19 protein-coding genes are annotated in these 21,584 nt (G+C 65.4%); 8 read left to right on the top strand and 11 right to left on the bottom strand.

Features of this window, described 5'->3' with window-relative positions:
* Positions 1-22: 22 nt before the first annotated feature.
* The 3 genes from CXX84_RS14930 to CXX84_RS14920 all read left to right on the top strand — a co-directional run bounded on the left by CXX84_RS14930 (position 23) and on the right by CXX84_RS14920 (position 2,945).
* The gene (locus CXX84_RS14930; protein WP_102977513.1) at positions 23-1,831 is read left to right on the top strand and encodes a glycoside hydrolase family 15 protein; all 1,809 of its coding nucleotides are present in this window, start codon (positions 23-25) and stop codon (positions 1,829-1,831) included.
* Positions 1,832-1,947: 116 nt separating this feature from the next.
* Positions 1,948-2,238, top strand: a complete 291-nt coding sequence (locus CXX84_RS14925) for a hypothetical protein (RefSeq protein ID WP_102977512.1) — start codon at positions 1,948-1,950, stop codon at positions 2,236-2,238.
* Complete coding sequence (locus tag CXX84_RS14920) at positions 2,238-2,945, top strand: HAD family hydrolase (protein WP_102977511.1); 708 nt, start codon at positions 2,238-2,240, stop codon at positions 2,943-2,945. Before CXX84_RS14925 ends, CXX84_RS14920 begins: the two co-directional genes overlap by 1 nt.
* Positions 2,946-2,961: 16 nt before the next feature.
* Here the strand turns inward: CXX84_RS14920 and CXX84_RS14915 are convergent, their stop codons facing one another.
* Positions 2,962-3,210, bottom strand: coding sequence for a hypothetical protein (locus CXX84_RS14915; protein WP_102977510.1), 249 nt, complete (start codon positions 3,208-3,210; stop codon positions 2,962-2,964).
* Positions 3,211-3,380: 170 nt separating this feature from the next.
* Between CXX84_RS14915 and CXX84_RS14910 the strand changes: the two genes are divergently transcribed.
* A complete protein-coding gene (locus CXX84_RS14910) occupies positions 3,381-4,562 on the top strand; it encodes a zinc-dependent alcohol dehydrogenase (protein ID WP_102977509.1) in 1,182 nt (393 codons plus the stop codon).
* Between the two features lie 101 nt (positions 4,563-4,663).
* Here the strand turns inward: CXX84_RS14910 and CXX84_RS14905 are convergent, their stop codons facing one another.
* From CXX84_RS14905 to CXX84_RS14890, 4 genes are read right to left on the bottom strand one after another with little or no spacing between them, the layout of a single operon-like run.
* A complete protein-coding gene (locus CXX84_RS14905) occupies positions 4,664-5,476 on the bottom strand; it encodes a bifunctional allantoicase/(S)-ureidoglycine aminohydrolase (RefSeq protein ID WP_102977508.1) in 813 nt (270 codons plus the stop codon).
* A gap of 12 nt (positions 5,477-5,488) precedes the next feature.
* Positions 5,489-6,766: a DUF6986 family protein gene (locus CXX84_RS14900; protein ID WP_102977507.1), complete on the bottom strand. Its 1,278-nt coding sequence runs from the start codon at positions 6,764-6,766 to the stop codon at positions 5,489-5,491.
* A gap of 3 nt (positions 6,767-6,769) precedes the next feature.
* Complete coding sequence (gene aceB / locus CXX84_RS14895) at positions 6,770-8,368, bottom strand: malate synthase A (RefSeq protein WP_102977506.1); 1,599 nt, start codon at positions 8,366-8,368, stop codon at positions 6,770-6,772.
* Positions 8,369-8,405: 37 nt separating this feature from the next.
* On the bottom strand, positions 8,406-9,857 hold the full coding sequence (locus CXX84_RS14890) for an NAD-dependent malic enzyme (protein ID WP_102977505.1): 1,452 nt from the start codon (positions 9,855-9,857) through the stop codon (positions 8,406-8,408).
* A gap of 220 nt (positions 9,858-10,077) precedes the next feature.
* Here CXX84_RS14890 and CXX84_RS14885 point away from each other — a divergent pair, with 220 nt between their 5' ends.
* Positions 10,078-10,833, top strand: a complete 756-nt coding sequence (locus tag CXX84_RS14885; protein WP_102977504.1) for an IclR family transcriptional regulator — start codon at positions 10,078-10,080, stop codon at positions 10,831-10,833.
* Between the two features lie 78 nt (positions 10,834-10,911).
* Here CXX84_RS14885 and CXX84_RS14880 read toward each other — a convergent pair whose 3' ends face one another.
* Both CXX84_RS14880 and pucL read right to left on the bottom strand, forming a co-directional pair.
* A complete protein-coding gene (locus CXX84_RS14880) occupies positions 10,912-12,423 on the bottom strand; it encodes a nucleobase:cation symporter-2 family protein (protein ID WP_102977503.1) in 1,512 nt (503 codons plus the stop codon).
* Between the two features lie 142 nt (positions 12,424-12,565).
* Entirely contained in the window at positions 12,566-13,474 is a 909-nt protein-coding gene (pucL, locus tag CXX84_RS14875; protein ID WP_102977502.1) for a factor-independent urate hydroxylase, read from the bottom strand.
* A gap of 377 nt (positions 13,475-13,851) precedes the next feature.
* Between pucL and CXX84_RS14870 the strand changes: the two genes are divergently transcribed.
* Positions 13,852-14,031, top strand: a complete 180-nt coding sequence (locus tag CXX84_RS14870; RefSeq protein WP_102977501.1) for a hypothetical protein — start codon at positions 13,852-13,854, stop codon at positions 14,029-14,031.
* 31 nt (positions 14,032-14,062) lie between these two features.
* On the opposite strand, the gene xdhC is transcribed toward CXX84_RS14870, so the two are convergent.
* Genes xdhC through CXX84_RS14855 form a run of 3 tightly spaced genes read right to left on the bottom strand, consistent with a single transcriptional unit; the run spans position 14,063 to position 18,770 of the window.
* A complete protein-coding gene (gene xdhC / locus CXX84_RS14865) occupies positions 14,063-14,887 on the bottom strand; it encodes a xanthine dehydrogenase accessory protein XdhC (protein ID WP_223253108.1) in 825 nt (274 codons plus the stop codon).
* The gene (gene xdhB / locus CXX84_RS14860; protein WP_102977499.1) at positions 14,884-17,277 is read right to left on the bottom strand and encodes a xanthine dehydrogenase molybdopterin binding subunit; all 2,394 of its coding nucleotides are present in this window, start codon (positions 17,275-17,277) and stop codon (positions 14,884-14,886) included. The genes xdhC and xdhB overlap by 4 nt, the downstream gene beginning before the upstream one ends.
* The gene (locus tag CXX84_RS14855) at positions 17,274-18,770 is read right to left on the bottom strand and encodes a xanthine dehydrogenase small subunit (RefSeq protein WP_102977498.1); all 1,497 of its coding nucleotides are present in this window, start codon (positions 18,768-18,770) and stop codon (positions 17,274-17,276) included. The genes xdhB and CXX84_RS14855 overlap by 4 nt, the downstream gene beginning before the upstream one ends.
* Before the next feature lie 220 nt (positions 18,771-18,990).
* Here CXX84_RS14855 and CXX84_RS14850 point away from each other — a divergent pair, with 220 nt between their 5' ends.
* Together CXX84_RS14850 and CXX84_RS14845 are read left to right on the top strand one after the other, a co-directional pair.
* Entirely contained in the window at positions 18,991-19,971 is a 981-nt protein-coding gene (locus tag CXX84_RS14850; RefSeq protein WP_102977497.1) for an aldo/keto reductase, read from the top strand.
* A gap of 42 nt (positions 19,972-20,013) precedes the next feature.
* A complete protein-coding gene (locus CXX84_RS14845) occupies positions 20,014-20,736 on the top strand; it encodes a uracil-DNA glycosylase (RefSeq protein ID WP_102977496.1) in 723 nt (240 codons plus the stop codon).
* On the opposite strand, the gene CXX84_RS14840 is transcribed toward CXX84_RS14845, so the two are convergent.
* Positions 20,679-21,584: transketolase-like TK C-terminal-containing protein (locus CXX84_RS14840; protein ID WP_411266219.1), on the bottom strand; the 906-nt coding region annotated here is incomplete at its 5' end. The genes CXX84_RS14845 and CXX84_RS14840 overlap by 58 nt on opposite strands.

Genomic DNA, 21,584 nt, shown 5'->3' with positions numbered 1-21,584 from the left:
ACGGCTGTGGCAGGGTAAGGACATGGCGCGCATTGAGGATTACGCAGTTGTTGGAGACCTTCAAACCGGAGCCCTGATCAGCAAGGAAGGCTCCATTGACTGGCTCTGCCTTCCCCGGTTCGACTCCCCGGCCTGCTTCAACGCCCTGCTGGACACGCCCGAGGCAGGGCGGTGGTTGCTGGCACCCAGGACTGGTGGGGCATGCACCCGAAGAGGGTACCGGGACGGCACCCTGGTGCTGGAGACGGAGTGGGAAACACCCGAAGGAACAGTGCGGGTCATCGACTTCATGCCGCCGCGCGATTCCGTGGCGGACATCGTCCGCATCGTTGAGGGGGTCAGCGGCAGCGTCCGGATGCACAGCGAACTGGTCCTCCGCTTTGACTACGGCCACATCATTCCGTGGGTTCGCCGGGACAAGCTGGGCATGCATGCCATCGCAGGGCCGGACGCTGTCTACCTGGTGACGCCGGCACCCCTTCATGGCGAGAACATGCACACGGTCAGCGACTTCACTGTGAACGCAGGGGACCGCGTTCCCTTTGTCCTCACCTGGGCACCAAGCCATGCCGGGCGCCCCCACACAGTGGACGCTGAAGAAGTCCTGGGCACCACGTACGCATTCTGGCGGGGCTGGGCGTCCCAGTGCACAGTCAAGGGGGAGTACCAGGAGGCGGTGGTACGTTCCCTGGTGACACTGAAGGCCCTGACCTACGCCCCCACCGGCGGCATAGTCGCGGCGGTCACCACTTCCCTGCCGGAGCAGCTGGGCGGCCCCCGCAACTGGGACTACCGCTACTGCTGGTTGCGGGACGCCACCATGACGCTGCAGGCACTCCTCGCCGCGGGCTACACAGCCGAAGCGGCCGCGTGGCGGGACTGGCTGCTCCGCGCCGTGGCGGGCGATCCGGCCGATCTGCAGATCATGTATGGAATCCACGGCGAGCGGCGCCTGCCCGAAATGGAGCTGCCATGGCTGAAGGGCTACGAAAATTCATCGCCGGTACGTATTGGCAACGGCGCGGCCGAGCAGCTGCAGCTGGATGTGTGGGGTGAAGTGCTGGACTGCCTGGCCTTGACCCGGAACTCGTTGCTGAAGCATCCGGACGAGGCCTGGGATGTCCAGCTTGCCCTGATGGCGCATCTTGAAACCATCTGGGACCAGCCGGACAACGGGCTCTGGGAAATGCGCGGGCCCCGCCGCCACTTCACCCATTCGAAAGTCATGGCCTGGGTGGCCGCGGACCGGATGATCAAGGGCGTCCGCGAGTCCGGCCTGCCCGGGCCGGTGGAACGGTGGGAGAGGCTGCGCGACGTGATCCACCGGGACGTCATGGCCAACGGGTTTGATGCATCCCGCAATACTTTCCTTCAGTCCTATGGCCGGCCGGAGCTGGATGCCAGCCTCCTCCTGATCCCGCGCGTCGGCTTCCTGCCGTCCGATGATCCCCGGGTCATTGGCACCATCGACGCGATCCAGCGGGAGCTCACCGAGGACGGCTTCGTGCTGCGGTACCGTCCGGAAGAGAGCGACGACGGACTGCCGGGGGATGAGGGCGTGTTCATCGCCTGCTCCTTCTGGATGGTGGAAGCGCTGTTGGGTGCGGGCCGGCACGAGGAATCCCGGAAACTTTTCGAGCGGCTGCTTGAGCTGCGGAATGATGTGGGACTGCTGAGTGAGGAATGGGCTGTAAAGGCCGGCCGGCAGCTGGGCAACACCCCGCAGGCCTTCAGCCACTTTGCCCTTGTGACTAGCGCTCTGGAGCTCCATCAGGATACCGTTCGGCGGAGTGACACCCCCATCCCGCCGGAGACGGCGGGCCCGCGCTGAGGCGGCGCGGTCCGGGGTGGCTTCTCCTTCGCAGAATAGATAAGTATACTTACTAACACCTCATGAAGTGCTCCTAGACAAAGCACAACGCGGTGACTGATGGAGGAGTGATACAAATGGCCGGGTATTTTGAGCTCGTGGACGCGCCCGACGGCGGCTACAGGGTCCGGATGATGGATGGAGCCGGGAGCCTGATGGCCATCTCGGTCACCTTTCCCACAAAGAGGGCTGCTGTTGCCGGTGTGGCAATGGCGCGGGAGATTGCCGGAACCGGGCTGATCCGGGACAAGAGCAACGACGGCGCCGGGACAGTCCTGCGGGAGCGCGTCCGCCCTGTGAACTCCGCCAAGGAGGAAGCGGCGCGCCAGAAAAAGGCTCCAGCGGCAAAACGGGCAGCGGTCAGCTGATGGTGCCCCAAGGCTCTGTACCCCCTGGCGGACGACGCCGGGGGGTTCTTTTTGACGTTGACGGGACGCTGATCGATTCGTCCTACATCCATACGATCGCCTGGTGGGGCGCTTTTCGCCAGCACGGCTATGACATCCCCATGGCGTCCATCCACCATTACGTGGGAATGGGTGGGGACCGGCTGGTGGACAACCTGTTGCCCGAAGCCCGCGACCGCTCGCAGGATCCGGAGGTCATGGCAAGCCACGGCGCGCTCTATGCATCCCACTGGCCTGCCCTGCGGGCGTTTGAGGGAGTGAAAGATCTGCTCGCCCAGTGCCATGCGGGAGGGCTGGCCATTGCCCTGGCTTCATCGGCACGCAAAAAGGACCTGGAGGTGATGAAGGCCATCCTGGACGCCGATGCTTTTATTGACGGCGCCACCAGCGCCAACGATGCCAAGGAGAGCAAGCCCTCCCCGGACATCCTTGTGGCCGCACTGGACACGATCGGCGTGGACGCTGCTGACGCCGTCTTCATCGGGGACGCCGTCTGGGACATGAAGGCCGCGGCGGCGCTCGGCATCCCCGCCATTGCTGTCACGTGCGGCGGAGTCAGTGCCGCGGAACTGCGTACCGCGGGGGCAGTGGAGGTCTACGAAGGACCCCTGGACCTGCTCCAGAACCTCACGTCCAGCGCCGTGGGCCGGCTGATCGCCAGGCCGTAAGCGCCAACGGGCTCAGTCAGACTGTCTGTCCGCCGGTGACGGCATCCTCATCACCGGTGTTCGCAGGCTTGTTCCACACCACTGCCACTACGACGGAGCCGTCGTCGTTCCGCACGATATCCGTACTGACTTCCGCCATGTTGGCACCCATCTCCATGATGCGGGTCCGGTAGGTGCTGACGAGCTCCTCCAGGCTGGCTTCCGTCCACTCACCGGGCCGGATGCGGGTGGAAATTTCGACCGGTTCCGGCTGGTAGAGCGTCATGGCGTTCCTCTTTCAGTCGTGTCTGCGGATCTGGCTCTTCCTACGCTAGAAGCCCCGGGGCCCCACGACAAGACTTTAGTCAGCTTGCTTACTTTTTTCTGCTGAAGCCGATACCGTCGACTCATGGGCTTTGGCCCGGACTGAAGGCAATACCTCCAGAAAGGCGAATTGTGAAAGCACTGACGTGGCAAGGAAAGCGCTCGGTAAGCGTGGAAGAAGTACCGGATCCCGTGATCCAGGAGCCGACGGACGCCATCGTGCGGATCACCTCCACCGCCATCTGCGGCTCGGACCTGCACCTGTACGAGGTGCTGGGCGCCTACATGCACAAGGGTGACGTGATCGGCCACGAACCGATGGGCATCGTGGAGGAGGTTGGAAGCGCTGTCACCAACCTCCGCAAGGGAGACCGGGTGGTGATTCCCTTCAACATCTCCTGCGGCCGCTGCTACATGTGCAGCCAGGGCCTGCAGTCCCAGTGCGAGACCACCCAGGTCAAGAGCAAGGGCTCAGGCGCTGCGCTCTTTGGCTTCTCGGAGCTGTACGGTTCGGTTCCCGGCGGCCAGGCTGAGTTCCTGCGGGTGCCGCACGCCGACTACGGGCCGGTGAAGGTGGGGTCTGAGCTGCCGGATGAACGGTACCTCTTCCTCTCGGACATCCTTCCCACCGCGTGGCAGGGCGTTGAATACGCCGATGTCCAGCCGGGAGGCACCCTGGCAGTGTTCGGACTGGGTCCCGTGGGGCAGTTCGCCAGCCGGATCGGTGTTCAGCGGGGCCTGCGGGTCATCGGCGTGGATCCGGTCCCCGAGCGGCGGGAGATGGCTGCCCGGCATGGGGTGGAAACCCTGGATTACACCAAGGGTGTGGCGGACGAACTGCGGGAGCGGACGGCCGGAAGGGGCGCGGACGCGGTAATTGACGCCGTCGGAATGGAAGCCCACGGTTCCCCGGTGGCGGGCTTTGCCCACCAGGCGCTGAGCCTCCTGCCGGACAAGCTGGCCCAGAAAGCGATGGAAACCGCGGGTGTGGACAAACTTGCCGCACTGCACACCTCCATTGACGCCGTCCGCCGCGGCGGGACGCTGTCCCTGAGCGGCGTGTACGGCGGCCAGGCCAGCCCCATGCCGCTGCTCACCATGTTTGACAAGCAGATCCAGGTCCGGATGGGCCAATGCAACGTGCGCCGCTGGACTGACGACATCCTGCCGCTCGTGGAGGACGACGCCGATCCGCTGGGTGTGATGGACCTCGTCACCCACCGCTCCGGCCTGGACGGGGCGCCCGCCCTGTACGAAAAGTTCCAGAAGAAAGAGGACGGCTGCATCAAGGTGGTCCTGAATCCGGGGGCCTGACGCCGGCGAAGTTTAGTTCGTTTCCCCAAGCAGGGAAGCAGTAACTGCCGTTGCGGGCCTCCGCAACGGCAGTTACTGCTTCCCTGTTGGGCCGGGCAGGGCTAGGTGAGGCGGACCTGCCGGTTCATGTCCTTGTAGAGCAGGTAGCGGAATTCGCCCGGGCCGCCGGCGTAGCAGGCCTGCGGGCAGAAAGCGCGCAGCCACATGAAGTCGCCGGCCTCCACCTCAACCCAGTCGTTGTTCAGCAGGTACATGGCCTTGCCCTCCAGGACGTACAGCCCATGCTCCATGACATGCGTTTCCGGGAACGGGATGACGCCGCCAGGCTGGAACGTCACGATGTTCACCTGCATGTCGTGGGCCAGGTCGCTGGAGTCCGTGAAGCGGGTTGTCTTCCAGGCGCCGTCGGTGTCCGGCATCGCGGTGGGCTCCACGTCCTTTTCGTTGGTGACGAAGGACTTGGCCTCGTAGCCCTCAAGGCGTTCGTAGGCCTTGCGGATCCAGTGGAAGGACACGACGTCGTCGGAAACGTTCTCCAGGCCCCACTCGGAACCGGCAGCCAGGTAGGCGTAGCCGCCTTCCTCAAGCTGGTGCAGTTCGCCGTCGAGGGTGAGGTTGACCTTGCCGCGGGTGAAAAAAATGACGCCTTCGACGCCGGCCTCGAATTCGGCCTTGGGAGCACCGCCGCCCGGGCCGATCTCCACGATCAGCTGCGAGAACGTGGTGGCGAAGCCCGAGATGGGTCGGGCGATGATCCAGGAGCGCGTGTTTGCAAAGCCCGGCAGGTTGGACGTGACGATGTCCGTCATGACCCCCTTCGGGATGACTGTGTAGGCCTCGGTGACGATGGCGCGCTCAGTGGTCAGGTGGGTCTGCGGCGGCAGTCCGCCGGTGGGGGAGTAGTACTTGCCCATAGTGGTCCTTACTTAGGAATTGGAAGTGGTGGCGAGCCGCGGGTGCGCCAGGGCGGTCAGTTGCGGGACTCCGACGCCGGCCAGCGCCTGGACTTCATCCGCACCGACGGCGCCGCACTGGACGCCGCGGAGGACGAACGAGGCCAGGGCGCGGGCCGTGGCGGGCTCGTCCATGACGCCGCCTTCGGTTTGTTCCACGTAGTTGCGCAGGCGGGCAGCGGCGGCCGGCAGGCCTTGCCGGTAGAAGGCATAGGTGGCGGCGAACCTGCTGGGCAGCTGGGCCGGGTGCAGGTCCCAGCCCTGGTAGTAGCCCCGTTCCAGCGACCTCCGCACCAGGCGGCCATGCAGCTGCCAGGCGTTTTCCACGTTGTCGCCCACCGGGATGATGTTGGTGGACCCGTCCGAGAGCCGGATGCCGGTTCCCGCGACAGCCAGCTGCATGACTTCCTTGGCGAAGTCCGCCACCGGATGTTCCATGGACTGGTATTCGGCAGAGATCTGCAGTGACGCCGAGTAGTCGTAGGTCCCGTAGTGCAGGCCGCTGATCCGGCCCGGGACGGCGTGCGGCAACCGGGCCACCGGGGACGTCCCCTCGGGACCGAGGATCAGCTGCGGGGTCTCCACCTGGACTTCGAAACGGAGCCGTCCGGCGGGCAGGGAGTGGACCTCCTCCAACCGGGACACGGCGTAGTCCATGGCCTGGACCTGGGCCACCGTGGTGACCTTGGGGAGGGTGAGGACCAGGCCCTCCGGGAGTTCGCCGGCCGAGGCCAGGCCCGAGACAAACAGGTCCAGCGTCCGGAGCCCGCGGGCCCTGGTGGGAGCCTCGAAGCACTTGAACCGGATGCCGATGAAAGGGGGAGCAGAGCCGGCAGCCACGGCGGCGGCCACGGCGGATGCCGCGGTGACCGCGGCGGCGTCCTCGGCGTCGTCGCCCCTGTCCCCGAAGCCGTCCTCGAAGTCGAGGCGCAGGTCCTCAATGGGCTCGTCCGCCAGCTTGTCTTCCACGCGGGCAGCGACCGCCTCCGCCAGCCCGCTGTCCTGGCCCAGCAGCGCGCCGAGCTTCGCCAGGCCGCCGTGCGCTTTGGCCGTATTCAGTGCCTCGGCTCCCCAGCCGGCAGCGAACGACGGCGTGAAGCGGTCTGCGGGCACGTATACCGTGTGGACGGGCTGGCGGGTCCCGTCGTCACCCGGGTAGTTCTGCTCCAGCAGCCGGTCCGTCGCAGCCAGTTGTCCGTCGATGTGCGCGAGGTCCCCGGGGGAGAGCGACGCCTTGGGTGTTGCCGCCATGCCTCAGCCCACCAGTTCGTAGGCCGGGGTGGTGAGGAAGTCGGTGTAGTCCTCCGACAGGCAGATGTCCGCGATCAGGTCGCTGGCAGGCTGGTAGTAGCGGCGGAACGCCTCGTCACCGAACTCGGTGCGGAGCCGCTCGGTTTCCTCGCCCAGGATGCGCTCCACCAGTTCGCGGGAGACGGTGTTGCCCGTGTCCGCCAGGACTGACTTGTTCCGGATCTGCTGCCACACCTGCGAGCGGGAGATTTCCGCGGTGGCGGCGTCCTCCATCAGGTTGTGGATGGCCACGGCGCCGTTTCCGGACAGCCACACGGCCGTGTAGGCAACGGCAACATAGAGATTCAGCCGCAGCCCGGCCTCAGTGACCTGGCCGTCGGCAGAGGACACGTCCAGCAGCTGCCCGGCGGTCACGGAAACCTCGGGCCGCTGCTTGTCCAGCTGGTTCGGCTTGTCGCCCAGGACGGAGTCGAAAACTTCCCGGCACGTGGACACCAGGTCCGGGTGCGCAACCCAGGAACCGTCGAAGCCGTCGTTCGCCTCGCGGGTCTTGTCCGCGCGGACCTTGGCGAAGGCCGCCTCAGTCACCTCGGGATGGCGGCGGTTGGGTATCACTGCGGCCATGCCGCCCATGGCAAAGGCGCCGCGCCTGTGGCAGGTCTTGACCAGCAACTCGGTGTAGGCGCGCATGAACGGCGCGGTCATGGCCACGGAGGCGCGGTCCGGCAGCACGAATTCCTCGCCGGCGTCACGGAAGTACTTGATGATGCTGAACAGGTAGTCCCACCGGCCGGCGTTGAGGCCGGAGGCGTGGTCCCGCAGCTCGTACAGGATCTCATCCATCTCGAAAGCGGCCGGAATGGTTTCGATCAGGACCGTGGCGCGGACAGTGCCCTGGGGCAGCCCGAGGTAGTCCTGCGCGAACACAAAGACGTCGTTCCACAGCCGGGCCTCGAGGTGGCTCTCCATCTTCGGCAGATAGTAGTAAGGTCCCTGGCCGTTGTCCACCAGCTGCCTGGCGACGTGGAAGAAATGCAGGCCGAAGTCCACCAGCGCACCCACGGCCGGTTCGCCGTCGATCAGCAGGTGCTTCTCCGGCATGTGCCAGCCGCGGGGACGGGCCACCACGACGGCGAGCGGCGCGTCAGTGCGGAGCTTGTATTCCTTGCCTTCCTCCGAGGTGAAGGCCAGGGTGCCGCGGGAGGCGTCACGAAGGTTGAGGATGGCGTCGACGACGTTCGCCCAGGTGGGTGTGCTCGCATCCTCAAGGTCCGCGAGCCACACCTTGGCGCCGGAGTTCAGGGCGTTGATGGCCATCTTCGCCGGCGATGCGGGACCCGTCATCTCAACCCGGCGGTCCTGCAGGGCCGCCGGTGCGGGCGCAACCTTCCAGTCGCCGTCGCGCACGTCCTGCGTTTCCGGCAGGAAGTCCAGCTTGCCGGTCTCGGCTACGCGCTGCCGCTTGGCGCCGCGGGCTGCCAATAATTCGTTGCGGGTGCCGGCAAAGCGCTGGTGGAGCTCTTCGATGAACGCCAGTGCCTCCGGAGTGAGGATCTCCTCCGCGCGGTCGATGGGCCGGGGGTCTGTGACAGTGATGGCCATTTCTGGTCCTTTCCTTGTGCTGAAGTCAGGCGGTGAATCAGGCGCCGGCCAGGGCGGCTTCGGGCAGTGCGGCCCCGGCTGCCGGTTCCACAGCGCCGGCCTCGTTGGCATTGCGGGCGGCCGCGGCCACTGCTGCAGCCACGTCAGCGGCCACATGGGGATCGAAGACGCTGGGGATAATGTAGCTGGCATTCAGCTCGTCGTCAGCTACCCGGTTGGCAATCGCCTCCGCGGCGGCAACCAGCATCTCCGGCGTGATGTCCGAGGCTCCGGCGTCCAGCAGGCCGCGGAAGAACCCGGGGAAGGCCAAAACGTTGTTGATCTGGTTGGGGAAGTCGCTGCGGCCGGTGGCCACCACTGCGGCGTGCTTGGCAGCGATAACGGGGTCGATTTCCGGCGTCGGGTTGGCCATGGCGAACACGATGGCGTCCTTGGCCATGGAGGCCACCTGCTCCTCGCCGATCACGTGCGGGGCGCTGACGCCGATGAAGACGTCCGCTCCCTTGAGGGCGTCGTGGAGGGTTCCGGAGAATCCTTCCTCGTTGGTGTTCGCGGCAATCCAGCTGCGGTGCTCGTCGCCGTACTCTTCCCCCGAATGGATGGCTCCGGAGCGGCCGGCGGCGACGATGTGCTGTGCGCCCTGCGCCTTCAGGAGCTGGATGATGGCTGAGCCTGCCGCGCCGACGCCGGAGACGACGATCTTCACCTCTGAGAGCTTCTTGCCCACCACGCGCAGGGCGTTGACCAGGGCTGCGAGGGTGACGATGGCGGTGCCGTGCTGGTCATCATGGAAGACGGGGATGTCCAGTTCATCGCGCAGGCGCTTCTCAATCTCAAAGCAGCGCGGGGCGGCAATGTCCTCCAGGTTGATCCCGCCATAAACGGGGGCCATGGCCTTGGCGATCATGATGATCTCCTCGGTGTCCTGGGTGTCCAGGCAGACCGGCCAGGCGTCCACATTGGCGAACTGCTTGAACAGCGCGGCTTTGCCTTCCATGACCGGCAGGGCGGCCGCCGGGCCGATGTTGCCGAGCCCCAGGACTGCCGAACCGTCGGTGAGGACGGCGATGGTGTTGCGCTTGACGGTCAGGTTGCGGGCCGCTGCCGGGTCTTCTGCGATGGCGAGGCAGACGCGTGCGACGCCGGGAGTGTAGGCGCGGGAAAGATCGTCGCGGTTGCGGAGGGCCACCTTGGGGACGACCTCGAGCTTGCCGCCGAGGTGCATCAGGAAGGTGCGGTCCGAGACGTGCTGGACTTTGACGCCGTCGAGTGCGTTGAGGGCGTCCTTCACCCGTGCGGCGTGGGCGTCGTCGGTGGTGTTGCAGGTGACGTCCACCACGAGCGTCTCGTGGTGGGACTCGGTGACGTCCAGGGCGGTAATGGCGGCGCCGGCCGCTCCCACTGCTGCCGCGAGTTCGCTGGTGGCGCTGAAGCTCGAGGGTGCTTCCACGCGCAGGGTGATCGAGTTTCCGGGGCTGGGGTTCGCCATTGAATGTCCTCCTGTTGGGCCTTGTCCGGGCTTCTTGTGAATCCGAATGTTTTCGTATTATGGATATTATTATCTACAAGATGGAAATACAAGCCCCGGATGCATACCCGGGGGAAGGGCATCGCGGGGGCAGGTGCGGTGCTGTATCTTGGGTGTTCTAAGCAGCTCTTTCACGATGCGGATAAGAGTTGTCGGATTCCGAGCCGTAGGAGACAACGGAATGGCAGAAAAGTCCTCAGGCGGCGTGCAGTCGGTGGAGCGCGTCTTCGAGCTGCTGGAGCTCATAACGGACGCCGGCGGTGATGTGACGCTCAGCGAGCTCTCCTCATCCACGGACCTCCCCCTGCCCACCATCCACCGGCTCCTGCGGACCCTGGTGTCCCTCGGCTACATCCGCCAGCTGCCGAACCGGCGCTACGCCTTGGGCCCGCGGCTCATCCGGCTGGGCGAGGGAGCCAACAAGCAGCTGGGCGCCGTAGCCCGGCCGCAACTCAAGAATCTGGTGGACACCCTGGGGGAGACCTCCAATATGGCCGTCCTCGACTCGGACATGGTCATCTACGTGGCACAGGTGCCCTCGCTGCACTCCATGCGCATGTTTACCGAGGTGGGCCGCCGCGCCCATACCCACGCCACCGGCGTCGGCAAGGCCATATTGGCCCAGCTGGATGACGAAACCGTCCGCGGCATCGTGGCCCGCGCCGGCATGCCCACCCCCACGACCAAGAGCATCGGGGATGTGGAGGAGTTGCTGGCGGACCTGAAACTCATCCGGGAACGCGGCTACTCCATTGATGAGGAGGAACAGGAGCTGGGCGTCCGCTGCTTTGCCATGGCGGTGCCCAACGCTCCCACCCCCACCGCGATTTCGGTTTCCGGCCCGGTGTCCCGGGTGGACGAGCATTTTGCCGATAAGGCTGTTCCGGTCCTCCGCGACGCTGCCGAAGCCATCTCCCTGGAGATGAACCGCGCCTGACCTTCTTTTCAAACTGCCGACGACGGCGGCCCGCCCCTTCGGGGACGGGCCGCCGTCGCTGTTTGATGCCTTCTGCCATTAGTGCTCCGACGCTTTCTCGGACGACTGCACCGGGACTTCCTTGCCCTCGCAGTCGATGAGCTTGCCGTTCTCGTAGCGGTCCCCGTGCTCGAGGCACTTGAGGTCTTCTTCCTTGATGACCCGCCCCGTGCCGGCGACGAAGACCGACTGATTCTCCGAGTTGCCTGCCTTCAGGTGGTTGAACAGCAGGTTCAGCAGGATGGCCATGACGGCGGCCGAGCTGATGCCTGAGTGGAAGATGGTGCTGAACCAGGACGGGAACTGGTCATAGAACGTGGGGGCAGCGATGGGAATCATGCCGAAGCCAATGGACGCGGCCACGATGATGAGGTTCATATTGTTCCGGTACTCCACCTTGGCCAGGGTCCTGATGCCGCTGGCGGCGACCGTGCCGAACAGCACGATGCCTGCACCGCCGAGGACTGCGGTGGGGACAGCGGCAACGACGCGGCCCAGGACCGGCAGCAGGCCGAGGATGACCAGGATGACGCCGCCGGCAGCTACGACGTAGCGGCTCTTGATCTTGGTGACGGCTACCAGGCCGACGTTCTGTGCGAAGGCGCTTTGGGTGAATGAACCGAAGACCGGGGCGATCAGGCTGGAGCCCATGTCTGCCCGGAGTCCTGCTGCGATCCGCTTGGAGTCGACCTTGGTTCCAACGATTTCTCCAACAGCAAGGATGTCCGCCATGGTCTCGGTGAGGATGACCAGGACGACGATGACCATGGAGATGATGGCGGCGATTTCAAAGGTGGGAGCACCCAGGTGGAAGGGGGTGGGGAAAGCGGCGATGGGTCCCTGGCCCACCTTGGAGAAGTCCGCCATGCCGGTGACGACGGCGATGATGGTGCCTCCCACCATGGCGAGGAGGATGGACAGCCGGGAAATCGTGGCGCTGCCCACCTTGCTCAGGAGCAGCACGAGGGCCAGGGTGACGGCGGCGAGGCCGATGTTGGCCATGCTGCCGTAGTTCTCTGCCTTCCGGTTGCCGCCCATCGCCCAGTTCGCGGCAACGGGCATCAGGGTCAGCCCGATGGTGGTGATGACTGTTCCGGTCACTACCGGCGGGAAGAACCGGACGATCTTGGAAAAGACCGGGGCGATCAGGAGGCCTATGGCGGCCGAGACGATCACCGCACCGAAGACGGCAGGCAGGCCGCCGCCTCCGCTGACAATGGCCACCATGGTGGCGACGCTTGCGAAAGACACCCCCTGCACCAGCGGAAGCTGGGATCCGAAGAATGGCACTCCGATGGTTTGCAGCAGGGTGGCCAGGCCGCCCATGAAGAGCGCCGCGGCAATCAGGACGCCAATATCGGCCGGGGAGAGGCCTGCGGCCTGGCCTACGATCAGCGGGACGGCGATGATCCCGCCGTACATGGTCAGGACGTGCTGGAATCCGTAAGCAAAGCTGCTCCCGATCGAAAGCCGTTCGTCCTCCGGCCGGTCTGAGGCGGGGCGCTTGCCGCGTTGCTTGGTGTTGGCTTTGAGGGGGTTTTTGATGTTCATGGCAGACTTTCTGGTTCATGGCAGACGTCATCGTCTGGCTAACGTTGTCTGGCTAACAGGGGAAAGAAGTGGGGTGGTGGCCCGGAGTTTTTGTCCAGGGTGGCAAAAACTCCGGGCGGGTGTAACTGGTGGCGCTTTTGCTTTAGCAGAAGCCGGCGATGCCGGACCAGGCGATGCCCGCCGGGGCGGCATCCTCGCGCTGGACGGTGGCCTCGATCAGGCCATAGGGGCGGTCCGCGGCGAAGAAGACCTCGTTGGGGTTGTCGAGGCCGAACGGGGAGAGATCGACGAGGAAGTGGTGCTTGTTGGGCATCGAGAACTTGATTTCGTCGATTTCACTGTGGGCTTCCAGGACCTTGGTGCCCATGTCGAACAGGGTCTGCTGGAGGGCGTGGGAGTACTTTTCGGTGAACCCTTCGAGCAGGAGGGCCTTGACGTCGTCGTAGCTCTTGTTGAAATCGACTGTGCTGAAGTCGGTTCCGGTCTTGAACCGCCAGCGCGCGGAGACGTCGGTGGCCAGGATGCGGTCCGTGGTCTCCTGAAGGGTGGTGTATTTGTCCTTCGGGTAGCCGACGAAGCCGGATTCGGTGGACTTGAGGACGGTCAGGTCCTTGAGGCCGGAGATCAGGTGTTCGGTGGCGCCTTCGCGGACCAGGACTGCAGTGCGGACTTCCTGGCCGTTGCGAACGAAGGAGTGGTTGTGCTCCGTGCCGTGCGCCTGGATCCGGTTCCAGCTGTAGGACTCGGCTTCCCAGCGTCCGCCGGTAACCCAGTCAAAGCTGGACGTGAAGTGCTCACCGAGGCGCAGCAGGAAGGCTTCCGGGGAGCCGATGCCTTCACGGGCAAAGGCGTAGACGGTGTTCTTCTGGGTGTCGGTGGGGACCACGTGGCTGTTGTCGCCCTCAAGGTGGGCGGCTGCGAAGTCGCCGCGGAGCTGCGAGGTGACGTTCAGGTCTTCAATTTCGTGGCGGTCGGTGTCCCGGGTGATTTTGACGACCCGGACTTCGGCCTTTCCGAACTGGTTGTGGCCGAGGATGATGTTGCTGCTCATGGTCAGATTCCCAACTTCAGGTATGTGGGACCACGGTCCCGCATAGAAATTAAGCGCGCGTTTCCCGCACGTTTCTTGTACCGTCGGCCCACAAAAAAGAGCCGACATCGATTGATGTCAGCTCATTACGACCCTGCCTGCTGCTCCCAGGTTACGTGACTCGCGCCACGAATTGACATTCAGCGTAGCTCAGTCCGGCGGTGGTGTACATCACAAATTCAAATATTCATTTATGACCGGATGCTGCATCCCGGGCTGCCGGCGGAGGAAGGCACCCCTTGACCGGAGCCGCAGAGCCGCTCTACTCTTTCCATGTAACAATAATTCTTTTCCGTAATGCGGAATAAACTAGGACAATATATCAGAAGGAGGACAAGATGGACCTGCAGGACGCGAAGCCCGCCACGGAGTTTCCGGCGCCCGGCCAGGAGCTGTACCACCCGTACGGCGGCACTGACCCGGACTTCTACATCCCGGCCGATTGCGACCGGCCCACCCGCGGTTTCTCGCGCTGGTTGCGCGCGCTTCCGGTCTTCGGACGTGAGCGCTCAGCATGAGCCGGTCAGCTACGCTCCCGGGGTATCTTTCCTACTGCTGAGCGGACGGCAGGCTGCCGAGCAGCGCCGCCGCGGAGCTCACCGCAATAACCGCGGGCGCCTTTCCCCGCACATTCGGCAGGCCGATCGGGCACTGGATCCTGTCAATGTCAGAACCAGTAAAACCTTCCGCTGCCAGCTTCTGCCGGAACCGCAGCCACTTGGCCCGCGAACCGATCAGGCCTACGTTCCCCAGGTCGCCGCGGCGCAGGGCGGCGTGGCAGAGCAGGAAATCCTCGGAGTGGTCGTGGCTCATGATGAAGACGTGCGCACCCGGGGGCAGACCGGCAAGGAACGAGTCCGGTACAGGGGTATGCACCGTCCGAACGTCCGCGATGCCGGACGTCACGTCGGCCAGCCTGGCGGCATCGAGCTGGTCCCCGCGGCTGTCCACCAGATACAGGGTCATGGGCAGCCGGGACAGGATGCGCCCGAGTTCGTGTCCCACATGCCCTACGCCGAAGATCGCCACCGTGGGAAGCGACAGGAAAGGTTCCAGCAGCACGCGCACTTTTCCTCCGCAGCACTGACGCCCGTGCTGCGTAACGGCATGCTCGTTCAACGCAAACTCGGCATTAACAGGTACGGAAACGCCCCGGGCCATCATGTCCCTGGCCTGGTCCACGACAGTTGCCTCGAGATTTCCGCCCCCAATGCTTCCCCATGCAGCTTCCACTCCCACCACCATTTTCGCGCCCGCCTCCCGCGGCGCGTGGCCGCGGACCTCGGAAACGGTTGCCAGGACGCCGGGCAAACCGGCTGACCTCAGGTGCTGCAGGGCTTCGAGCCAGTCCACGTCACCGCGCTCCCATGTCAAAGCGCTGACGTTGGGACCGGCGGCCGGACGGCGTCACGGCCGTACCCGTCAGGGGAGGAAGCTGACACCCTCACCCGTTCAAGCGCCCAGAACACTGCCTCGGGCGTTGCCGGGCTGGCCAGCTCTACAGCGATGCCGCGGGGGCCGAACGCGGCTACTGCTTCCCGCAGTGCCTCACGGACACTGATGGCCAGCATGAGCGGCGGCTCACCCACAGCTTTGGAGCCATAAACCACGCCGCTTTCAGTGGCCCGCTCGAACAGGTGGACGTTGAATTGCTCCGGCATTTCGGAGAAGCTGGGCAATTTATAGGTACTGGCAGACTGCGTGGTGAGACGTCCGCGCCCCGCTCCGTCTGAGACATCCCACCGCAGGTCCTCAAGGGTCAGCCACCCGGCACCCTGGACAAATCCGCCTTCAATCTGCCCGATGTCGATCAACGGCGAAAGGCTGTCGCCGACGTCGTGCATGATGTCCGCACGCAGCTGGCGGTATGCGCCCGTAAAGCGGTCTACCTCCACCTCGGTGACGGCAGCGCCGTAGCTGAAGTACTTGAACGGTTCGCCCTGCATGCGGGCGCTGTCCCAATGCAGTCCCTCCGTCCGGTAGTACCCGGCCGCAAACAGGGGAATCCGCTGGAAGTACGCGTCATGAACTACGTCGGCGAAGCTAAGGTCCCGGTCATGGAATCCGATCCCGGTGACCTTGCCGTCGTCGAACCTGACATCGTCCGGATGGATGTTCAGCTTCCTCGCGGCCACCTCCGCCAGGCGCGCACTGATTTGTTCACAGGCATTCTTGACGGCCCCGCCGTTGAGGTCCGCCCCGGAGCTGGCAGCGGTGGCGGAGGTGTTCGGCACCTTGTCCGTCCGGGTGGGCGCCAGTCGGATGAAGGAGAGCGGGACCCCCAAGGCCGTGGCAGCCACCTGGCGCATCTTGGTGTGCAGGCCTTGCCCCATTTCCGTGCCGCCATGGTTAATGAGCACAGACCCGTCCTTATATACGTGGACAAGGGCGCCGGCCTGGTTGAAAGCGGTGAGGTTGAAGGAGATGCCGAACTTCACGGGCGTCATCCCGATGGCCCGCTTGATGTTCGGATGGACGGAATTGAATTCCGCGATGGCCGCGCGCCGCTGTGCCACGTCAGCCCGGTCAAGCAGCGACTGCCAGATTGCCGTGAGCCGTTCGGCGTGCCGTACGGGCTGCCCGTACGGCGTGCTCTGTCCCGGCTCGTAGAAATTACGACGGCGGAGCTCGGCCGGGTCGAGGCCCAGCAGCGGCGCGCACCGGCCCAGCAGGTCCTCCATCACCAGCATCCCCTGCGGACCGCCGAAACCCCGGAACGCCGTCTGCGACGTTTTGTTCGTCTTCGCGACCCGGCCGTGCACCTGGATATGGGGAACGTAGTAGGCGTTGTCGATGTGGCACATGGCCCTCGCCAGGACGGGCTCGGACAGGTCCAGGCTCCAGCCGCCGTCGCTGGTGAGGGTCGCTGTCAGCGCCTGCAGGCGGCCCTCGGCGTCGAATCCTGCTTCCCAGCTCGCATGGAACGGGTGCCGCTTGCCGGTCAGGGTGATGTCCTGGGTGCGGTTGAGGCGCAGCCGCACGGGGCGGCCAGTCATGCTTGCACCCAGCGCTGCGATGGCGGCGAAGCCGTGCGGCTGCATCTCCTTGCCGCCGAAGCCGCCACCCATGCGGAGGCACTGCACCGTTACCTCATGGTTGGCGAGCCCCAGGACGTGCGCCACGATTTCCTGCGTCTCCGAAGGGTGCTGCGTGCTCGACTGGACAAAGACCTGCCCGCCTTCGTCGATGTAGGCGAAGGATGCCTGGGTTTCCAGGTAGAAATGCTCCTGGCCGCCGAATTCGAACTCGCCGCTGAACCGGTGGGCAGCGCCGGCCAGGGCCTGGTCCGGTTCGCCCCGCGCCACCGTGGGCTGGTTGCCCTGGAAGCTTCCGGCCGCCATGGCTTCGGTGAGCGTGAGGATGGACGGCAGCGGCTGGTATTCGACAACCACAGCCTCTGCACCCAGGCGTGCCGCTTCGATTGATTCGCCGAGGACCCAGCACACGGCGTGGCCGTGGAACATGACCTCGCTGGGGAAGAGCGGTTCGTCATGCTTCACGCCGGCGTCGTTGACGCCGGGAACGTCCGACGCCGTCAGCACCTTCACCACCCCGGGAACCACAAGCGCGGGCTGGGTCTCCATCCGGAGGATCCGGGCGTGGGCGTGCGGAGCCTGGACGGGCCAGGCGTGCAGGACGTTTTGGCTTCGGACCACGAGGTCATCGGTGTAGAGGGCTGTTCCGGTCACGTGCGCGGCGGCGCTCTCGTGGGACACCGGGACCCCCACCACGGGGTTAACGGGGCGGTCAGCAAGGGACTTCACTTCGACACCTCCAAGGTCGGCGCATCCGCCGCATGGAACCTGAGCAGGGCCTGCCCCAGCAGGGCCTGCCGGTAGAGGGCGCTTGCGCGCATGTCGTCGATCGGGGTTCCCTCGCCGGCCATGACGGCCGCCGCCCTGGCCACGGTGTCCGCGGTCCAGGGCTGGTTGAGCAGCACTTCTTCTGTTGCCAAGGCCCGGATCGGCGTGGCCGCCACCCCGCCGAGGCCAATTCGGGCCGAGGTTATGACGCCGTCCGCCACCTGCAGTGCGATGCCAACCGAGACGCTTGAGATGTCGTCGAAACGCCGTTTGGAGATTTTGTAGAAGGCGGTGCTTTCGGCCAGCGGCAGCGGGATCCGCACTGCCCGGAGCAGTTCGTGGGGCTTCCTGACGCTTTGCCGGTAGCCGGTGTAGTACTCGGACAGCGGGACTTCCCGCTCGCCGTCGAGCGAGCACAGGACAACTGTGGCGTCCAGGGCGAGGAGTACCGGTGCCGAGTCGCCGATGGGCGAGCCCGTCGAGAGGTTTCCGCCGAGGGTGGCCGCGTTACGGATCAGGCGGGACGCGAACTGGGGAAACAGCTGGGCCAGGAGGGGCACCCTGCCGTCAAGTCCGCGCTCCACGTCGGACAGGGTGAGGGCCGCGCCGATCTCAACCAGGCCGTCGTCGAACGCTATTGTCCGCAGCTCGTCCAGCCGGTCGATCGCCAGCACAAGGGGCGGCCGGGAATGCCGGAGGTTCACTTCGACGCCGAGGTCGGTGGCCCCTGCCACTGGCTTTGCATCGGGGTTTTCCTGCATCACCTGCAGCGCTTCGGCCAGTGTTCCCGGGCGGAGGAACCGCGCTCCGCGGTCAATGCTGGTGTGCCTGGCAGGCGGGGCTGGCCGGTTCTGCCTGTCCAGCAAGGGGTCTGCGTCCGGCGGCGTCCCGAGTGCATAGGCCGCGTCCCGGATGGGCCGGTAGCCGGTGCACCGGCAAAGGTTGCCGCTGAGCGCGTGCAGGTCGAAGCCGTTGGGGCCGCATTCGTCGTCTGTTGCGTGATCTTCGCCCACGGCGCCGGTTCCCGTGTCCCTGGAGGCCTGGGCGGGGCTTCGGTCCGGGCGGTAATACTCTGCCGCCATGGAGCAGATGAATCCCGGCGTGCAGTATCCGCACTGGGAGCCGCCCCGGTCCGCCATCTCACGCTGCACCGGGTGGAGATCCTCGACTGCGCCGGGCCCGGCCACGGTACCCAGGCCCTCGGCTGTAACGATCTCCTGGCCGTCGAATGCCAGGGCAGGCGGCAGGCACGCGTTGAGGGACGTCCACCGGCTTCCGCTGTGCCCGTCCGGCCGGGCTACCAGGACGGCACACGCCCCGCACTCGCCCTCAGCGCAGCCTTCCTTTGCTCCTGTGAGGCCTTCAGCACGCAACCAGTCAAGAAGCCTCACGTGCGGGCTGGTCCCGCTGCAGTCCCGTGCCTTCCCGTTAACGAATATTTCGATGCCGTCCATGCCTCACGCTCCCCGTACGAACCAGACCGACGCGCCAATCAAACCTCTGGTGCCGGGAAAAGTACCCCATATTCAGTGCCAGAATGTCCGCAACGTGTTTCAGTGTGATTAAGCTTACCTTTGCCTCCGGGAAGGGGTTTTCCAGCGCCGGCTGAAGGTAGGCCCGTGGCGTGGCCGGTAAGATTCCGGCACCCCGGGGCCCACAACATATAGTCGAGGGATGGAACAGCGGATTTTAGGCAAGACCGGACGGAACGTCTCGATCGTGGGGCTGGGCACCTGGCAGCTCGGCGCGGACTGGGGCAACGTCGACCCGGCACAGGCACAGGCCATTCTGGCAGCGTCAGTGGAAGCCGGCGTTACCCTCTTCGACACCGCCGACGTCTACGGTGACGGCAAGAGCGAGCAGGCGATCGGCAAGTTCCTGGCGGACAACCCCGGCCTGGACATCACGGTGGCCACCAAGATGGGCCGGCGCATGGACCAGGTGCCGGGAAACTACACCTTGGCCAACTTCCGCCAGTGGGTGGACCGCTCCCGGAAGAACCTGGGCACTGACACCCTGGATCTGGTCCAGTTGCACTGCCCGCCTACCCCCGTCTACAGCAACGCCGAAGTCTATGACGCGCTGGACACCCTGGTATCCGAGGGCGCTATCCGTAATTATGGCGTCAGCGTGGAGCGCGCGGACGAGGCCTTGGAAGCCATCAGGCATGGGGGCACCGCGTCGGTCCAGATCATCCTGAACGCCTTCCGGCTCAAGCCCCTGGACGAGGTCCTTCCCGCGGCCAAGGCAGCAAACGTGGGAATCATTGCCCGGGTGCCGCTGGCTTCGGGGCTGCTCTCCGGGAAGTACTCCAAAGAGACAACCTTCGCAGACAACGACCACCGAAACTACAACCGCAACGGTGACAAGTTCGATGTCGGCGAGACCTTTTCCGGCGTGGACTACGAACTCGGCCTCAAAGCCGTCGCGGAATTCGAGCAGCTTGTTCCGGCCGGCGCCAGCACCGCGCAGGCAGCCATCGCCTGGATCGCCGCGCAGGACGGCGTCACCACTGTGATTCCCGGTGCACGCAATGTGGAGCAGGCCACGGCAAACGCCGCCGCAGCTTCCGTCGCGGTCACCGACGAATTCGACGCCGGCGTTCGCTGGATCTACGACCACTACTTCCGTGAGGCCATCCACCCGCGCTGGTAACCCTTTCGCCGCCTGCCAGTGCAGCTGGAGCCAGGAGGAGGCATGGCAGAGTCTTCCGTCCACGACTTCGTCGAGCGGCTGGCATCTGTGCCGTCTGATGACGGCCGCAACAACTTCCTTGATCACAGCATCGCGGGAAATGCGCAGCGCCGGCACAACCTCGAGCTTTACCTCGGGGAGATGCTGGACCGCGCACCGAAAGTGCTGCTGCTGGGAGAAGCCCCCGGCTTCAGGGGCATGCGGATCACCGGTGTTCCCTTCACCAACCGGACCATGTTCCAGGGACCGGCCAACAGCTTCGGCCTGTTTGGTCCAGGGAAGGGCTATGTGCTGCCCGCAGACGCTGCGGGTATTGCAGCCGAGCCCACCGCAACGGTGATGTGGGAGGTGCTGTCGGAACTGCAGTTCCTTCCGCTGCTGTGGAGCGCTTGCCCGTGGCACACCCACGTCCCCGGAAAGCCTCAAACCAACCGGACGCCGCGGACCAGCGACACCAGGCTTGGGACCCCCTTCTGGCAGTCACTGACTGAGCTGTTCCAGATTCGGACAGTGGTGGCAGTGGGCAACGTGGCGCACCGCAGCCTGCTCTTAAACGGCATCGAGGTGCCCAAGGTCCGGCACCCCTCCCACGGCGGGAGATCCGGCTTCAAGCAGGGCCTGGCGGACCTGCTTGAAGCCGGGATGCCCGGCCGACTGCAGGACGTTCCTCAGCTGTCGCCGCCGGTCCCGCCGGTGGTCCCGGCGGTGACGTCCAGGAGCTTGTAGCGGTCCATGGCGTACGACGGCGCGCCCTCCGCCACCTCACCCCTCGCCGCCAGCAGCTGCAGCACTTTCACCACGATGGAGTGGGTGTCGTTTTTGAAGAAGCGGCGGGCTGCGGCGCGGGTGTCGGAGAAACCGAAGCCGTCGGCGCCGAGGGTGGCGAATTCGTTGGGGACGAATTGGCGGATCTGGTCGGGGACGGCTTTCATGTAGTCCGACACGGCGACGACGGGGCCGGTGGCGCCTTCGAGCTGCCGGGTGACGAAGGGGACGCGGGCGGGTTCGCCGGGGTTGAGGAAGGCTTCCTCCTCGGCGGCGAGGCCGTCGCGGCGCAGTTCGTTCCAGGACGTCACGGACCAGACGTCGGCGGAAACGGACCAGTCTTCGGCGAGGATGCGCTGGGCCTCGATGGCCCAGGGCACGGAGACGCCGGAGGCGAGGATCTGGGTCCGGGGACCGTCGATTTTCGCCGGTGCCACGAGGTAGATGCCCTTGAGTACGCCTTCGACGTCCAGTTCCTCCGGTTCGGCGGGCTGGATGATCGGTTCGTTGTACACCGTGAGGTAGTACATCAGGTTCCGGTCTTCCGAGTCCGGCCCGTACATGCGTTCGATGCCGTCGCGGATGATGTGGCCCATTTCGTAGCCGTAGGCGGGGTCGTAGGTGAGAACGGCGGGGTTGGTGGAGGCGAGCAGGGGGGAGTGGCCGTCGGCGTGCTGGAGGCCTTCGCCGGTGAGGGTGGTCCGGCCTGCGGTGGCGCCGATGATGAAGCCGCGGGTCATTTGGTCTGCTGCGGCCCAGAACGCGTCGCCGGTGCGCTGGAAGCCGAACATGGAGTAGAACCGATCATC

Origin of the sequence: Arthrobacter sp. AFG7.2 (genome assembly GCF_002892835.1) — a bacterium.
Classification (GTDB): Bacteria; Actinomycetota; Actinomycetes; order Actinomycetales; family Micrococcaceae; genus Arthrobacter.
Note: the sequence above shows the minus strand (reverse complement) of the source record. Positions and strands in the feature narration are given on the sequence as shown.

Bases quoted from the DNA above. Each gene is read 5' to 3' on its own strand.
- CXX84_RS14930 (WP_102977513.1), top strand. From the start codon at position 23: ATGGCGCGCATTGAGGATTACGCAGTTGTTGGAGACCTTCAAACCGGA.
- CXX84_RS14925 (WP_102977512.1), top strand. From the start codon at position 1,948: ATGGCCGGGTATTTTGAGCTCGTGGACGCGCCCGACGGCGGCTACAGG.
- CXX84_RS14920 (WP_102977511.1), top strand. From the start codon at position 2,238: ATGGTGCCCCAAGGCTCTGTACCCCCTGGCGGACGACGCCGGGGGGTT.
- CXX84_RS14915 (WP_102977510.1), bottom strand. From the start codon at position 3,210: ATGACGCTCTACCAGCCGGAACCGGTCGAAATTTCCACCCGCATCCGG.
- CXX84_RS14905 (WP_102977508.1), bottom strand. From the start codon at position 5,476: ATGGGCAAGTACTACTCCCCCACCGGCGGACTGCCGCCGCAGACCCAC.
- CXX84_RS14900 (WP_102977507.1), bottom strand. From the start codon at position 6,766: ATGGCGGCAACACCCAAGGCGTCGCTCTCCCCCGGGGACCTCGCGCAC.
- aceB (WP_102977506.1), bottom strand. From the start codon at position 8,368: ATGGCCATCACTGTCACAGACCCCCGGCCCATCGACCGCGCGGAGGAG.
- CXX84_RS14890 (WP_102977505.1), bottom strand. From the start codon at position 9,857: ATGGCGAACCCCAGCCCCGGAAACTCGATCACCCTGCGCGTGGAAGCA.
- CXX84_RS14885 (WP_102977504.1), top strand. From the start codon at position 10,078: ATGGCAGAAAAGTCCTCAGGCGGCGTGCAGTCGGTGGAGCGCGTCTTC.
- CXX84_RS14880 (WP_102977503.1), bottom strand. From the start codon at position 12,423: ATGAACATCAAAAACCCCCTCAAAGCCAACACCAAGCAACGCGGCAAG.
- pucL (WP_102977502.1), bottom strand. From the start codon at position 13,474: ATGAGCAGCAACATCATCCTCGGCCACAACCAGTTCGGAAAGGCCGAA.
- CXX84_RS14870 (WP_102977501.1), top strand. From the start codon at position 13,852: ATGGACCTGCAGGACGCGAAGCCCGCCACGGAGTTTCCGGCGCCCGGC.
- CXX84_RS14855 (WP_102977498.1), bottom strand. From the start codon at position 18,770: ATGGACGGCATCGAAATATTCGTTAACGGGAAGGCACGGGACTGCAGC.
- CXX84_RS14850 (WP_102977497.1), top strand. From the start codon at position 18,991: ATGGAACAGCGGATTTTAGGCAAGACCGGACGGAACGTCTCGATCGTG.
- CXX84_RS14845 (WP_102977496.1), top strand. From the start codon at position 20,014: ATGGCAGAGTCTTCCGTCCACGACTTCGTCGAGCGGCTGGCATCTGTG.